The organism is Citrobacter sp. CK180 (assembly GCF_030333655.1).
Taxonomy (GTDB): domain Bacteria; phylum Pseudomonadota; class Gammaproteobacteria; order Enterobacterales; family Enterobacteriaceae; genus Citrobacter_B; species Citrobacter_B koseri.
Window position 1 is genome coordinate 82132 of the sequence record NZ_JAOWFM010000057.1, and the last position, 15108, is coordinate 97239.

Annotated in this window: 15 protein-coding genes and 2 tRNA genes; 11 read left to right on the forward strand and 6 right to left on the reverse strand. The window is 54.6% G+C overall.

The window, feature by feature from the left end:
* Window positions 1-7 precede the first annotated feature (7 nt).
* The 11 genes from nrdF to OGV50_RS22730 all read left to right on the forward strand — a co-directional run bounded on the left by nrdF (window position 8) and on the right by OGV50_RS22730 (window position 11093).
* Entirely contained in the window at window positions 8-967 is a 960-nt protein-coding gene (gene nrdF / locus OGV50_RS22680) for a class 1b ribonucleoside-diphosphate reductase subunit beta (protein ID WP_012134789.1), read from the forward strand.
* A 354-nt stretch (window positions 968-1321) separates the two neighbouring features.
* Window positions 1322-2524 carry a glycine betaine/L-proline ABC transporter ATP-binding protein ProV gene (proV, locus tag OGV50_RS22685; protein WP_012134791.1) on the forward strand — a complete coding sequence of 401 codons (1203 nt, stop codon included), beginning with the start codon at window positions 1322-1324 and terminating at the stop codon, window positions 2522-2524.
* A complete protein-coding gene (gene proW, locus OGV50_RS22690; RefSeq protein WP_047461746.1) occupies window positions 2517-3581 on the forward strand; it encodes a glycine betaine/L-proline ABC transporter permease ProW in 1065 nt (354 codons plus the stop codon). Before proV ends, proW begins: the two co-directional genes overlap by 8 nt.
* Window positions 3582-3770: 189 nt before the next feature.
* A complete protein-coding gene (gene proX / locus OGV50_RS22695; protein WP_012134793.1) occupies window positions 3771-4766 on the forward strand; it encodes a glycine betaine/L-proline ABC transporter substrate-binding protein ProX in 996 nt (331 codons plus the stop codon).
* Between the two features lie 191 nt (window positions 4767-4957).
* On the forward strand, window positions 4958-6142 hold the full coding sequence (locus OGV50_RS22700) for an MFS transporter (RefSeq protein ID WP_286488793.1): 1185 nt from the start codon (window positions 4958-4960) through the stop codon (window positions 6140-6142).
* A gap of 124 nt (window positions 6143-6266) precedes the next feature.
* On the forward strand, window positions 6267-7004 hold the full coding sequence (locus OGV50_RS22705) for an AzlC family ABC transporter permease (RefSeq protein WP_200092758.1): 738 nt from the start codon (window positions 6267-6269) through the stop codon (window positions 7002-7004).
* Window positions 6994-7329, forward strand: a complete 336-nt coding sequence (ygaH, locus tag OGV50_RS22710; RefSeq protein ID WP_047461737.1) for an L-valine transporter subunit YgaH — start codon at window positions 6994-6996, stop codon at window positions 7327-7329. The genes OGV50_RS22705 and ygaH overlap by 11 nt, the downstream gene beginning before the upstream one ends.
* Before the next feature lie 90 nt (window positions 7330-7419).
* Entirely contained in the window at window positions 7420-7950 is a 531-nt protein-coding gene (mprA, locus tag OGV50_RS22715; protein WP_012134797.1) for a transcriptional repressor MprA, read from the forward strand.
* Window positions 7951-8078: 128 nt separating this feature from the next.
* A complete protein-coding gene (emrA, locus tag OGV50_RS22720) occupies window positions 8079-9251 on the forward strand; it encodes a multidrug efflux MFS transporter periplasmic adaptor subunit EmrA (protein ID WP_024130884.1) in 1173 nt (390 codons plus the stop codon).
* A 16-nt stretch (window positions 9252-9267) separates the two neighbouring features.
* Window positions 9268-10806 (forward strand): multidrug efflux MFS transporter permease subunit EmrB, encoded by a 1539-nt coding sequence (emrB, locus tag OGV50_RS22725; RefSeq protein ID WP_012134799.1) that lies wholly within the window; start codon window positions 9268-9270, stop codon window positions 10804-10806.
* On the forward strand, window positions 10806-11093 hold the full coding sequence (locus tag OGV50_RS22730) for a hypothetical protein (protein ID WP_200092756.1): 288 nt from the start codon (window positions 10806-10808) through the stop codon (window positions 11091-11093). The genes emrB and OGV50_RS22730 overlap by 1 nt, the downstream gene beginning before the upstream one ends.
* Here OGV50_RS22730 and luxS read toward each other — a convergent pair.
* The 6 genes from luxS to OGV50_RS22760 form a co-directional block, all read right to left on the reverse strand.
* A complete protein-coding gene (gene luxS, locus OGV50_RS22735; RefSeq protein WP_012134800.1) occupies window positions 11090-11605 on the reverse strand; it encodes an S-ribosylhomocysteine lyase in 516 nt (171 codons plus the stop codon). The two genes, OGV50_RS22730 and luxS, sit on opposite strands and share 4 nt — an antisense overlap.
* Window positions 11606-11754: 149 nt before the next feature.
* Window positions 11755-13311 (reverse strand): glutamate--cysteine ligase, encoded by a 1557-nt coding sequence (gshA, locus tag OGV50_RS22740; RefSeq protein WP_012134801.1) that lies wholly within the window; start codon window positions 13309-13311, stop codon window positions 11755-11757.
* 73 nt (window positions 13312-13384) lie between these two features.
* Complete coding sequence (locus tag OGV50_RS22745; protein ID WP_012134802.1) at window positions 13385-13813, reverse strand: YqaA family protein; 429 nt, start codon at window positions 13811-13813, stop codon at window positions 13385-13387.
* Window positions 13810-14376 carry a fructose-1-phosphate/6-phosphogluconate phosphatase gene (yqaB, locus tag OGV50_RS22750; protein ID WP_012134803.1) on the reverse strand — a complete coding sequence of 189 codons (567 nt, stop codon included), beginning with the start codon at window positions 14374-14376 and terminating at the stop codon, window positions 13810-13812. The genes OGV50_RS22745 and yqaB overlap by 4 nt, the downstream gene beginning before the upstream one ends.
* A 265-nt stretch (window positions 14377-14641) precedes the next feature.
* Window positions 14642-14718, reverse strand: a tRNA-Arg gene (locus tag OGV50_RS22755).
* Between the two features lie 193 nt (window positions 14719-14911).
* Window positions 14912-14988, reverse strand: a tRNA-Arg gene (locus OGV50_RS22760).
* Window positions 14989-15108: the final 120 nt, after the last annotated feature.

The following is a 15108-nucleotide window of genomic DNA, read 5'->3' on the forward strand; positions in this document are numbered from 1 at the left end:
GAGCAGGATGAAACTATCACGCGTGAGCGCCATCAACTGGAACAAGATTCAGGATGATAAAGACCTGGAAGTGTGGAACCGCCTGACCAGCAACTTCTGGCTGCCGGAAAAGGTGCCGCTTTCCAATGATATCCCCGCCTGGCAGACGCTGAGCGCCGCCGAGCAGCAGCTTACCATCCGCGTGTTTACCGGATTAACGCTGCTCGACACCATTCAGAATATCGCCGGGGCCCCCGCGTTGATGCAGGACGCGCTGACGCCGCATGAAGAGGCGGTGCTGTCAAACATCAGCTTTATGGAAGCGGTACATGCCCGCTCGTACAGCTCGATTTTCTCTACGCTTTGCCAGACGAAAGACGTAGACGCGGCCTATGCCTGGAGTGAGGAAAATGCGCCGCTGCAACGCAAGGCGCAGATTATCCTGCAACATTACACCGCCGACAATCCGCTGAAAAAGAAAATCGCCAGCGTATTCCTGGAATCTTTCCTGTTCTATTCCGGCTTCTGGCTGCCAATGTATTTTTCCAGCCGGGGCAAGCTGACCAACACCGCCGACCTGATTCGTCTGATTATTCGTGACGAAGCGGTACATGGTTATTACATCGGCTATAAATACCAAAAAGGGCTGGAGAAACTGTCGGAATCCGAACGCGACGAATTGAAACATTTCGCCCTTGATTTGCTGATGGAGCTGTATGACAACGAGTCTCGCTATACGGAAGAACTGTATGCCGAAACCGGTTGGGTGGCAGACGTTAACGCCTTTCTCTGTTACAACGCCAATAAAGCGTTGATGAACCTGGGCTACGAAGCGTTATTCCCCGCAGAAATGGCGGAGGTCAATCCTGCCATACTTGCTGCGCTTTCACCGAATGCGGATGAAAACCATGATTTCTTCTCCGGTTCAGGCTCCTCCTATGTGATGGGAAAAGCCATCGAAACCGAAGACGAAGACTGGAATTTTTGACGGCGATTATCGCGGTAAATATCGATCACACTTCCGCGATAATATTTTAACGGGATCACGTTTTTATCACACAATTATTTCTGTGTGATCTACACTCAATATCTGCCACATTATTCGCCTGAATTTCAGCAATTCAGGCGCATTTTCGGTGGTCGTTACAAAAAATATCGCTCTCCCCCCACTCCCGCTCAGCCCTTATATCATGGGAAATCCCGGCAAATGGCCTCCGGCAATATTTGTGTCTGAGGAAAATTCAGGGTTGTCTCAGATTCTCAGTATGTTAGGGTAGAAAAAGGTGACTATTTCTATCAGGTATCGTATCGACATAATAAATAACAGGAATCTTTCTATTGCATGGCAATTAAATTAGAAGTTAAGAATCTCTATAAGATATTTGGTGAGCATCCGCAGCGAGCTTTCAAATATATTGAAAAAGGACTTTCGAAAGAGCAAATTCTGGATAAAACAGGGCTATCGCTTGGCGTTAAAGACGCCAGTCTGGCCATTGAAGAAGGCGAGATTTTTGTCATCATGGGATTATCCGGTTCGGGTAAATCCACAATGGTACGCCTTCTCAATCGCCTGATTGAACCCACCCGCGGGCAAGTGCTGATCGACGGCGTTGATATTGCAAAAATATCTGACGCCGAGCTTCGCGAGGTGCGCAGAAAGAAAATTGCGATGGTTTTCCAGTCATTTGCATTAATGCCGCACATGACCGTACTGGATAATACGGCATTCGGCATGGAATTAGCCGGCGTTGCCGCTGAAGAGCGCCGTGAAAAAGCGCTGGATGCCTTACGCCAGGTGGGGCTGGAGAATTATGCGCACGGCTACCCGGATGAACTCTCCGGCGGTATGCGCCAGCGTGTCGGTCTGGCCCGCGCATTAGCGATCAACCCTGACATTCTGTTAATGGATGAGGCCTTCTCGGCGCTCGATCCCTTAATTCGTACCGAGATGCAGGATGAACTGGTAAAACTACAGGCAAAACATCAGCGTACCGTCGTTTTTATTTCCCACGATCTCGATGAAGCGATGCGTATTGGCGATCGTATTGCCATTATGCAAAACGGCGAAGTCGTTCAGGTGGGAACGCCAGATGAAATTCTGAATAACCCGGCGAATGATTATGTCCGCACCTTCTTCCGTGGGGTCGATATTAGCCAGGTGTTCAGCGCCAAAGATATTGCCCGCCGCAGCCCGGTGGGATTAATTCGTAAAACGCCAGGTTTTGGTCCGCGTTCCGCACTGAAATTATTGCAGGATGAAGACCGTGAATTTGGTTATGTGATTGAACGCGGTAATAAGTTTGTCGGCATTGTTTCCATCGACTCATTAAAAGCGGCATTAAGCCAGGCACAAGGTATTGAAGCAGCGCTTATTGACGAGTCACTGGCGGTGGATGCGCAAACACCTCTTAGCGAGTTGCTCTCTCATGTTGGCCAGGCGCCTTGTGCGGTGCCGGTTGTCGACGAGGAACAACAGTATGTCGGCATTATTTCAAAACGCATGCTGCTACAGGCTTTAGATCGCGAGGGGGCAAACAATGGCTGAACAAACTAATCCGTGGGATACCGCGCCAGCGGCGGATAGCGCCGCACAATCCGCCGACGCCTGGGGAACGCCTTCGGGCGCGCCTGCCGATGGCGGCGGCGCAGACTGGCTGACCAGCGCTCCCGCGCCTGCGCCAGAACATTTTAATATTATGGACCCGTTCCATAAGACGCTGATCCCGCTGGACAGCTGGGTCACTGAAGGGATCGACTGGGTCGTTACGCATTTCCGCCCCGTTTTCCAGGGCATCCGTGTACCGGTGGATTACATTCTCAATGGCTTCCAGCAGCTGTTGCTGGGTATGCCAGCTCCGGTGGCGATTATCATTTTCGCACTGATCGCCTGGCAGATCTCCGGCCTGGGGATGGGGGCCGCCACGCTGGTGTCCCTGATTGCCATCGGCGCGATTGGCGCCTGGTCACAGGCGATGATTACCCTGGCGCTGGTGCTGACCGCCCTGCTGTTCTGCGTGGTCATCGGTTTGCCGCTGGGGATATGGCTGGCGCGCAGTCCGCGTGCGGCGAAAATTGTCCGCCCGTTGCTGGATGCGATGCAAACAACGCCTGCGTTCGTCTATCTGGTGCCAATAGTGATGCTGTTCGGTATCGGTAACGTGCCGGGGGTGGTAGTGACCATTATCTTTGCCCTGCCGCCGATTGTGCGTCTGACCATTCTGGGGATTAACCAGGTTCCGGCAGATTTGATCGAAGCCTCACGCTCATTTGGCGCCAGTCCGCGTCAGATGCTGTTTAAAGTACAGCTACCGCTGGCCATGCCCACCATTATGGCGGGTGTTAACCAGACGCTCATGCTTGCCCTCTCCATGGTAGTAATCGCCTCTATGATTGCCGTCGGCGGGCTTGGTCAGATGGTGCTGCGTGGTATTGGCCGCCTCGACATGGGGCTGGCGACCGTCGGCGGGGTCGGTATTGTGATCCTCGCTATCATTCTGGACCGCCTGACCCAGGCCGTTGGTCGCGACTCACGCAGCCGTGGCAACCGCCGCTGGTATACCACCGGTCCCGTTGGGCTTATCACTCGCCCTTTCGTTAAGTAATTCACCCGTTGCCCGGTGGCGCATTGCTTACCGGGTCTACAATTCATTAGCTTACACAAAATCGTTCAAGTTGCATCGCGGCGGCAAACGAATGTATCCCCAGGAGCGTACACGCAGTACGTGACCGGGGTGCATGAGTGCAGCCAACAAAGAGGCAGCCTGAAAGATGAAGTGTAATAAGGAACAACGATGCGACATAACATTCTATTTGCCACAGCGTTTGCCACCCTTGTCTCTACCAGCGCATTCGCTGCCGACCTGCCGGGCAAAGGCGTTACCGTACAGCCGGTGCAGAGCACCATCACCGAAGAAACCTTCCAGACGCTGCTGGTCAGCCGCGCGCTGGAGAAACTGGGTTATACCGTCAATAAGCCAAGCGAAGTTGATTACAACGTCGGTTACACTTCCATTGCCTCTGGCGATGCAACTTTTACCGCCGTGAACTGGCAGCCGCTGCATGATGATATGTACGCCGCTGCGGGCGGAGACAAAAAGTTCTATCGCGAGGGGGTATTCGTGACGGGCGCCGCGCAGGGTTATCTGATCGACAAGAAAACCGCTGAGCAGTACAAGATCACTAACCTCGCCCAGTTAAAAGACCCGAAAATCGCCAAAATCTTTGATACCAACGGCGACGGCAAAGCTGACATGATGGGTTGTTCGCCAGGCTGGGGTTGTGAAGCGGTGATTAACCACCAGAACAAAGCGTTCGATCTGGAAAAAACCGTCGACGTCAGCCACGGTAACTATGCCGCGATGATGGCCGACACCATCACCCGCTTCAAAGAAGGCAAGCCGATTCTGTACTACACCTGGACGCCGTACTGGGTGAGCGACGTGATGAAGCCGGGTAAAGATGTTGTCTGGTTACAGGTGCCGTTCTCTTCCCTGCCGGGCGAGCAGAAAGACATTGATACTAAACTGCCGAACGGCGCGAACTATGGCTTCCCGGTGAACACCATGCACATTGTCGCCAACAAAGCCTGGGCAGAGAAAAACCCGGCAGCGGCGAAGCTGTTCGCCATCATGAAGGTACCGCTGGCGGATATCAACGCGCAGAACGCGATGATGCATGAAGGCAAATCGTCCGAGGCCGATGTTCAGGGTCACGTTGACGGCTGGATCAAAGCCCACCAGCAGCAGTTTGACGGCTGGGTAAAAGAAGCGCTGGCCGCGCAGAAATAACCTACTCGTCGGCCTTAAAGCTGCGCGCCATCAGGCGCAGTAACCACACCAATGCCGGATGGTGGCGCGATGCGCCTTATCCGGCCTATACGCCCTCCCCCAACCGCACAATCCATCACTCAACAAACCACTCACATTCATAAACATCCGCTATGATTGATACCCCAGGAAATCATATCTGACTCAAAATAATGACCAAATCCACTCACGGGCTTAGCCCGGCGCTGATTGTTTTAATGTCCGTGGCAACCGGTCTGGCCGTCGCCAGTAACTATTACGCCCAGCCGCTGCTCGATACTATCGCAAACAATTTCTCGCTTTCCGCCAGCTCGGCGGGCTTTATCGTTACCGCCGCTCAGTTGGGCTATGCCGCCGGATTGCTCTTTCTGGTGCCGCTGGGCGATATGTTCGAACGCCGGACGCTCATCGTCTCCATGACGCTGCTGGCCGCAGGCGGCATGCTGATTACCGCCAGCAGCCAGTCGCTCGGCATGATGATTCTCGGCACGGCGCTCACCGGGCTGTTCTCCGTCGTGGCGCAAATCCTGGTGCCGCTGGCGGCGACGCTCGCCACGCCGGATAAGCGCGGCAAAGTGGTCGGCACCATCATGAGCGGCCTGCTGCTGGGGATTTTACTGGCGCGTACCGTTGCCGGATTGCTGGCGAATCTTGGCGGCTGGCGCACCGTCTTCTGGGTCGCTTCTGTGCTGATGGCGCTGATGGCCGTCGCGCTGTGGCGCGGTTTACCAAAGGTGAAATCAGAAACGCATCTTAACTATCCGCAGCTATTGGGTTCCGTGTTCAGCCTGTTTATCCACGACGGCCTCCTGCGCACCCGCGCGTTGTTAGGCTGCCTGACGTTCGCCAACTTCAGCATTCTCTGGACATCGATGGCCTTTTTACTGGCCGCGCCGCCGTTTAACTATTCCGAAGGGATGATTGGGCTGTTTGGTCTGGCGGGAGTCGCTGGCGCGCTGGGCGCACGTCCGGCGGGCGGTTTTGCCGATAAAGGGAAGTCCCATCTCACCACGACTTTCGGCCTGCTGTTGCTGTTGCTCTCCTGGCTGGCTATCTGGTACGGACACAGCTCCGTGCTGGCGCTGATTATTGGCATCCTGGTGCTGGATCTCACCGTGCAGGGCGTACATATCACCAATCAGACGGTGATTTACCGCGTCCACCCGGATGCGCGTAACCGGCTCACCGCCGGGTATATGACCAGCTACTTTATCGGCGGCGCCGCCGGTTCGTTGATTTCGGCATCGGCCTGGCAGCATGCCGGCTGGGCCGGCGTTTGTCTGGCCGGTACCACCGTCGCCGCGCTCAATCTGCTGGTCTGGTGGCGAGGTTTTCACCGACAAGAAGCCGCAAATTAAGCAGATGGCAAGCGTTTACCTTTGATTGAGCTCCCCAGGGTGTTAAGGCGTCCCCCACTCTGTTAAGGTTATATGATTCATTTATGCTGGTTATTTTAACATCGGTGACGAATCAGATAATCTTATGGAAAGCCCTGCACCCCAGTCTGAGCCCCGTCCGGCAACATTAACGGAAGGATTCAAAGACAGTTTACCGATAGTCATAAGTTATATTCCGGTGGCGTTTGCGTTTGGCCTTAACGCCACCCGTCTGGGCTTTACTCCCCTCGAAAGCGTTTTTTTCTCCTGCATTATTTACGCAGGCGCCAGCCAGTTCGTCATCACCACCATGCTCGCGGCGGGCAGCACATTATGGGTCGCCGCGCTGACCGTGATGGCGATGGACGTACGCCATGTGCTGTACGGCCCTTCCCTGCGTAGTCGCATCAGCCAACGGCTCAGTAAACCTAAAACCGCCCTGTGGGCATTTGGCCTCACCGATGAAGTGTTTGCTGCCGCCACGGCCAAACTGGTACGGGATAACCGCCGCTGGAGTGAAAACTGGATGATCGGCATCGCGTTCTGCTCCTGGGTCTCCTGGGTGCTCGGCACGGTCATTGGCGCATTTTCCGGGAGCGGATTGCTGAAAGGCTTCCCCGCCGTTGAGGCGGCATTAGGTTTTATGCTGCCAGCCCTGTTTATGAGCTTTTTGCTCGCCTCTTTTCAACGCAAACAAACGCTGTGCGTCACGGCGGCGTTAATCGGCGCGCTGGCAGGCGTCACGCTGTTTTCCATTCCTGCGGCTATCCTGGCGGGTATCGCCAGCGGGTGTCTGACCGCCTTGATCCAGTCGTTCTGGCAAGGAGCGCCCGATGAGTTATGAGGTTTTGCTGCTGGGGCTGCTGGTCGGCTGCGCCAATTATTGTTTTCGTTATTTACCGCTTCGTCTGCGAATGGGAAACACCCGCCCCGCCAGGCGCGGGGCAACGGGCGTGTTGCTCGACACCATTGGCATCGCGTCCATCTGCGCCCTGCTGGTGGTGTCTACGGCTCCCGAGGTGATGCACGACGCCAGCCGGTTCATTCCGACGCTGGTCGGGTTTGCCGTCCTGGGCGTCAGTTTCTACAAGACGCGCAGCATCATCATCCCAACGCTACTGAGCGCTCTGGGCTATGGACTCGCCTGGAAGATAGGGGTCATTTTATAACCCAAAAGAATCATTTTAAATTAATAATACATTTACTTTATTTGTCACTGTCGTTACTATATCGGCTGAAATTAATGAGGTCATGCCCAAATGGATAGTTCGTTTACGCCCATTGAACAAATGCTAAAATTTCGCGCCAGCCGCCACGAAGAGTTTCCTTACCAGGAGATCCTTCTGACCCGCCTTTGCATGCATATGCAAGGCAAACTGCTGGAAAACCGCAATAAGATGCTGAAAGCTCAAGGGATTAACGAGACGTTGTTTATGGCGTTGATTACGCTGGAGTCTCAGGAAAACCACAGTATTCAGCCATCTGAACTGAGTTGCGCGCTGGGCTCGTCCCGTACCAACGCAACACGTATCGCAGATGAGTTAGAGAAACGCGGCTGGATCGAACGTCGTGAAAGCGATAACGACCGTCGCTGCCTGCATCTGCAACTGACTGAGAAAGGTCACGCGTTTTTGCGCGAGGTGTTACCGCCTCAGCATCACTGCCTGCACCAGCTATGGTCCTCTCTCAGCACCGCCGAAAAAGATCAACTTGAGCACATCACTCGTAAGCTCCTGACGCGTCTCGATCAGATGGATCAGGATGGCGCCGTTCTTGAGGCGCTACGCTAACGCGTCGACACGCTCAATCATCCAGATTTATAAAAGAAAAAACTGACAGGCCAGCACGTCATACTGCTGGCCTTTCTGACAAAAACGTCGGCCCAGCCGATATGAAAAATAAGATCGTGGAGAACAACATGAGCGCAAATGCGGAGACTCAAACCCCGCAGCAACCGGTTAAGAAGAATGGCAAACGTAAAAGCGCGCTAATCCTTTTAACCTTGCTCTTTATCGCAATTGCCGTGGCATATGGGATTTATTGGTTTTTAGTACTGCGTCATATCGAAGAAACGGATGATGCGTACGTGGCAGGGAACCAGGTTCAAATCATGGCGCAGGTATCAGGCAGCGTGACGAAAGTCTGGGCTGATAACACTGACTTTGTAAAACAGGGCGACGTGCTGGTCACGCTCGACCAGACGGATGCCAGACAGGCATTCGAAAAAGCGAAAACGGCGCTGGCCTCCAGCGTTCGCCAGACGCACCAGTTAATGATCAATAGCAAGCAGCTCCAGGCCAGCATTGAAGTGCAGAAAACCGCACTGGCGCAGGCACAAAGCGACTTTAATCGTCGCGTGCCGCTGGGCAATGCGAACCTGATCGGTCGCGAAGAGCTGCAACACGCGCGTGATGCCGTCGCCAGCGCGCAGGCGCAGCTGGATGTGGCTATTCAGCAATATAACGCAAACCAGGCGATGATCCTCGGCAGCAAGCTGGAAGATCAGCCTGCCGTGCAACAGGCGGCCACGGAAGTGCGCAACGCCTGGCTGGCGCTGGAGCGTACCAAAATCGTCAGCCCGATGACCGGCTACGTCTCCCGCCGCGCCGTACAGCCTGGCGCGCAGATTAGCCCGACCACGCCGCTGATGGCGGTCGTGCCTGCCACCAACCTGTGGGTGGACGCGAACTTCAAAGAGACGCAGCTCGCCCATATGCGTATCGGCCAACCGGCAACGGTCATCAGCGATATTTACGGCGATGACGTGAAATACACCGGTAAGGTTGTCGGTCTGGATATGGGGACAGGCAGCGCCTTCTCCCTGCTTCCGGCGCAAAACGCGACCGGTAACTGGATCAAGGTCGTGCAGCGCTTGCCTGTACGTATTGAACTGGATGCGCAGCAACTGGCGCAGCATCCGCTGCGTATCGGTTTATCAACCCTCGTCACCGTGGATACGTCGAACCGCGACGGACAGGTGCTGGCAAGCCAGGTTCGTAGTACCCCGGTTTCTGAGAGTAACGCACGAGAAATTAATCTCGCTCCGGTCAATAAGCTGATCGAAGAGATTGTGCAGGCCAACGCGGGATAATCCTGAGGTGCGTGTAATGCAACAGCAAAAACCGCTGGAAGGCGCGCAGCTGGTCATTATGACGATTGCGCTGTCGCTGGCGACATTCATGCAGGTGCTGGACTCCACCATTGCTAACGTGGCGATCCCCACCATCGCCGGGAACCTTGGCTCATCGTTGAGCCAGGGGACATGGGTTATCACCTCATTCGGGGTGGCGAACGCGATCTCCATCCCGATTACCGGCTGGCTGGCGAAACGCGTCGGGGAAGTGAAGCTGTTCATGTGGTCAACCGTCGCCTTTGCCATTGCGTCATGGGCGTGCGGGGTCTCCAACAGTCTGAACATGCTGATCTTCTTCCGCGTGGTTCAGGGTGTCGTCGCAGGGCCGTTAATCCCGCTCTCACAGAGCCTGTTGCTGAATAACTATCCTCCCGCAAAACGTTCTATCGCGCTGGCGCTATGGTCGATGACGGTGATTGTCGCGCCGATCTGCGGCCCGATACTGGGCGGCTACATCAGCGATAACTATCACTGGGGCTGGATTTTCTTCATTAACGTGCCGATTGGGGTTGCGGTCGTGCTGATGACGCTGCAAACCCTGCGCGGTCGCGAGACCCGCACCGAGCAGCGACGTATCGACGCTATCGGCCTGGCGCTGCTGGTGATTGGTATCGGCAGTCTACAGATCATGCTTGACCGCGGGAAAGAGCTGGACTGGTTCGCCTCGCAAGAGATTATCATCCTGACCGTGGTCGCCGTCATTGCCATCAGTTTCCTGATTGTCTGGGAGCTGACCGACGATAACCCAATCGTTGACCTCTCCTTGTTCAAGTCGCGTAACTTCACGATTGGCTGTTTGTGTATCAGTCTCGCCTATATGCTCTATTTCGGCGCGATTGTGTTGTTACCGCAGCTATTGCAGGAGGTATACGGTTATACCGCGACGTGGGCCGGCCTGGCCTCAGCGCCGGTCGGGGTAATCCCGGTGATCCTGTCGCCGATTATCGGACGTTTCGCCCACAAGCTGGATATGCGCAGGCTGGTCACGTTCAGCTTTATCATGTATGCCGTCTGCTTTTACTGGCGTGCGTGGACGTTTGAACCGGGTATGGATTTCGGCGCATCGGCCTGGCCGCAGTTTATTCAGGGCTTCGCCGTAGCCTGCTTCTTTATGCCGCTCACCACCATCACGCTCTCCGGCTTGCCGCCTGAACGTCTGGCGGCGGCGTCGAGCCTGTCTAACTTTACGCGAACGCTGGCGGGGTCAATTGGTACATCAATCACCACCACCATGTGGACCAACCGTGAGGCGATGCACCATTCGCAATTGACCGAGTCGGTGAACCCATACAACCCCAATGCCCAGGCGATGTACGATCAGCTACAGGGGCTGGGGATGACGCAGCAGCAGGCGTCAGGCTGGATCGCCCAGCAGATTACCAATCAGGGGCTGATTATTTCCGCCAATGAGATCTTCTGGATGTCGGCCGGGATCTTCCTCGTGCTGCTTGGGCTGGTCTGGTTCGCCAAACCACCTTTCGGCGCGGGCGGCGGCGGCGGAGGCGCGCATTAATGAAAAAGCCAGTTCATGATGAACTGGCTTTTTTTTGCCGGATGGCGGCTGCGCCTTATCCGGCCTACAGAACACACGTTGTAGGCCCGGTAAGCATCGCGCCACCGGGCATAATGCCGGATGGCGGCTGCGCCTTATCCGGCCTACAGAGCACGCACGTTGTAGGCCCGGTAAGCATCGCGCCACCGGGCATAACGCCGGATGGCGGCGGCGCCTTATCCGGCCTACAGAACACGCACATTGTAGGCCCGGTAAGCATCGTGCCACCGGGCATTGCATTCGACTAGATATGCAGTTCCTGCAATTTATCTTTCGGCAGGGCCAGCTCTTCGTTGCTGTTGATGCGAACGTCGTGTTCCAGAATATGACGTGCAATATCCTGCGCTTCGCTCAGAGAGTGCATCTGATACGTACCGCACTGATAAACGTTCAGCTCCGGGATCTGATTCTGCTCCTTCACTTTCAGCACGTCAGCCATCGCGGCTTTCCAGGCGTCTGCCACACGTTGTTCGTCAGGCGTACCGATCAGGCTCATGTAGAAACCGGTACGGCAGCCCATCGGGGAGATATCGATAATCTCAACACCGTTGCCGTTCAGATGATTACGCATAAAGCCAGCGAACAGGTGCTCCAGCGTATGGATACCCTTCTCAGGCATCACTTCTTTATTCGGGATGCAGAAACGCAGGTCAAACACGGTAATGGTATCGCCATGCGGGGTGTTCATCGTTTTCGCGACCCGGACTGCTGGTGCTTCCATCCGGGTATGATCGACTGTGAAGCTATCTAACAACGGCATTTAGCCACCTCCGATAATATTTTTTAAAATAAACTGAACTCTTCGTTCCGGGGCGAGTCTGAGTATGTGAAAGACGCGCATTTGTTATCATCATCCCTGTTTTCAGAGATGAAATTTTGGCCACTCACGAGTGGCCTTTTTCTTTTCTGTCAGGCGTGCTTTTCCAGCCACGCATCAAACGGTTCGGTATCCGCCGCTTCAACCTCAAGCTGACGACGCGTTGACGCCTCACGCTCAGCAATGAAGTCCTCTTCACGCAAAATTTCCAGCGGTTCTTCGCGCAGCAGATTGCGATAAGCCTCGCCCAGCGCTTTGCCAGTGCCGCCAATCCCGGTATCAATCATCGAGCGCAGAATACGCGCTGAGAACGTCAGCTCCGGGTTGTCGAAACAGGCAACCAGTTCATCACATACCTTCTGATAATCCTCTCCCCCGTGGATGCTGTCCAGCGTTTGCGCCACACGTTTCAGGTCGCGGAACAGATCTTTACCCACTTTCGGCAGCGGGAACTGCGCGGTTTCACAGCCAATCCCTAACGTCAGCCCCGGTTTACGCCCTTCCAGAATCACCCGATTCCAGTTTGTGCGCGTACACAGCAGCTCGTCGCTGCTCATTTCCGGCGCATCGGCCAGTACGCACCAGACCATAAACAGATCCAGGAAACGCACCTGCTGCTCGTCCACGCCAATGGGCGAGAACGGGTTAATATCCAGCGAACGCACTTCGATATATTCAATCCCGCCGCGCAGAAGCGCATCTGACGGCGTTTCTCCGCTACGCGTCACGCGTTTAGGGCGGATCGGCGCATACAGCTCGTTCTCAATCTGTAGCACGTTACTGTTGATTTGCAGGCGTTTACCGTCCTTCTCCAGACCGATCTCCGCATACTCCGTGGACGGCGTTTTGATCGCGCGCTTCAATCCTGCCACATATTCATGCAAATCGTTAAACGTAATTCCAAGATTGCTTTGCGACTTATTGGTATAACCCAGGTCGCTCAAACGCAGCGACGTAGCATACGGCAGGTAGTACATACCGCAGTCCGTTTTTTCAAACGGCAGCGTGGTGGGTTTGCCCTGCAAGAATGAGGAACAAATAGCCGGAGAGGCGCCAAACAGATACGGAATGACCCACCCAAAACGGTAATAGTTACGGATCAGGCGGAAATAACCTGCGGAAATTTTCTCTTTCGCATCTTCCCCGTCCACGACGCCACACTTCGCCTGCCAGAATGCCATCGGCAGCGAAAAATTGTAGTGTACGCCGGAGATGGTTTGCATCAACGCGCCGTAACGGTTTTTCAACCCTTCCCGGTAAAGCGTTTTCAAACGACCAATATTTGACGTACCGTACTGCGCCAGCTCAATATCCTGCCCTTCAGCAATATAGCAAGGCATACTCAGCGGCCACATTCGCTCATCACCCAAATTTCTGGCCGTATAGCGATGCAGGTCGCGCATCAATGTGAGCATATGCTGAATATCGCCGTCTACCGGGGTAATAAACTCCAGCAGGGCTTCAGCAAAATCTGTCGTGACCCATTTGTGCGTCAGCGCCGAGCCTAACGCGTCAGGATGACCCGTGGTTGCCAGCGTGCCATCAGCGTTAACACGCAGCGTTTCGCGCTCCAGCCCGCGTTGAATCCCCTTTAGTGCCTGAGGATGCCTTTCCAGCCAGGTCAGAGCCTGTGATACGTCCGGGATCAAATTGACCTCCCGCCTGTCAAAATCGTTTTAATTAGCATAATTGTAATGGTGACGGTAAATGTCTATCCCACAATTAGTGCCACCACATAATGCCCTGAACCGTAGCGGCTGCGACGATAACGTAACGCAACGCTTTACCAAGGCATAAAAAAAAGAGCACTGGCCCCCACGAGATGCGCATCCATCCCGCTAACAGGCACAGCAAATCACCGATAACCGGCGCCCAGCTTAATAATAGTGTGACTGCACCGTAGCGCTTAAGCCAGCCAGTGGCTTTTTCCTGCCAGCGCGATGTTTTGCGCAACGGAAAAAAACGCCCAAGGATAACGTTAGTTAACCCTCCAAGGCTATTACCCATTGTTGCTGTTAAGACTAAGACCCAGGGATGACTTACCCCGGAGACTAACATGGCAACTAAAACAACTTCGGAATTACCGGGCAACAGCGTGGCGCTGAGAAAACTGCTGGCAAACAGTGACAGGAGCGACAGCCCGTCACTCACAATAGTCGAACGTCCACGGCATCCATTCCCGCCGCGCGTGCTGCCTGCAAGCCGAAATCCGCATCCTCAAACACGACGCATTGCGTCGGCACAACGCCCATACGCTCCGCACACAGCAGGAACGTGTCCGGCGCGGGTTTGTGGTGCAGAACATGATCCGCAGCGACAACTGCATCAAAATAACGACGCAGCCCCAGATGGGTCAATAGCGCTTCGGCAATTGCGCTTTCGCTGCCCGTTCCCACCGACAGAGGTCGACGGCCATACCAGGCTTTGACCACCTCAACCAGCGGCAGAGGCTCTACGCTATCCAGCAACATGCTTTTCACTGCATCAGTTTTTTCTTGCGCCAGCGCATGAGGGTCAAGATCGGCGTGATTCAGTTCGATAATCGACTGCGCGATACGCCAGGTTGGAGAACCGTTAAGCGCCACCATCGCTTGCAGATCAAAGCGAAGACCATAGCGCCCTAATACCTCGTCCCACGCCTTACGGTGCGTCGGCTCGGTATCCAGGATGGTGCCATCCATATCAAAAATCAAACCCGCATAACGTTCGTACATCGTGTTCTCACAAACCAAATGACCAGATGTTACTTTATCGTAATTGACTGATTTTGTCGCTGACAGAGAAATGAGGATTGTTCAGGGTAGAGAGGTAATGGAGGTATTCAGGAGAAGATGGTGGAGAAGAAGATGGTGCATCCGGGAGGATTACTCGGCTACGCCTCGCCCTACGGGCCGTTGCTGAAGCAACGTTATCCTCCCTGGTGCTTGCGACGATTTCGCAGACCATGAAACAACAGCGTAACTGTTATAACGGAGAAGATGGTGCATCCGGGAGGATTCGAACCTCCGACCGCTCGGTTCGTAGCCGAGTACTCTATCCAGCTGAGCTACGGATGCATCGGGAAACTTATTTACTGCCAATATTGATACCGCTACTAAAGCCGTATCAAGTAAGAGATGGTGCATCCGGGAGGATTACTCGGCTGCGCCTCGCCCTACGGGCCGTTGCTGAAGCAACGTTATCCTCCCTGGTGCTTGCGATAACTTCGCAGACCATGAAACAACAGCGTAGCTGTTATATCGGGGAAGATGGTGCATCCGGGAGGATTCGAACCTCCGACCGCTCGGTTCGTAGCCGAGTACTCTATCCAGCTGAGCTACGGATGCATTGGGAAACTTATTTACTGCCGATATTGATACCGCTACAAAAGCCATATCAAGTAAGAGATGGTGCATCCGGGAGGATTCGAACCTCCGACCGCTCGGTTCGTAGCCGAGTACTCTATC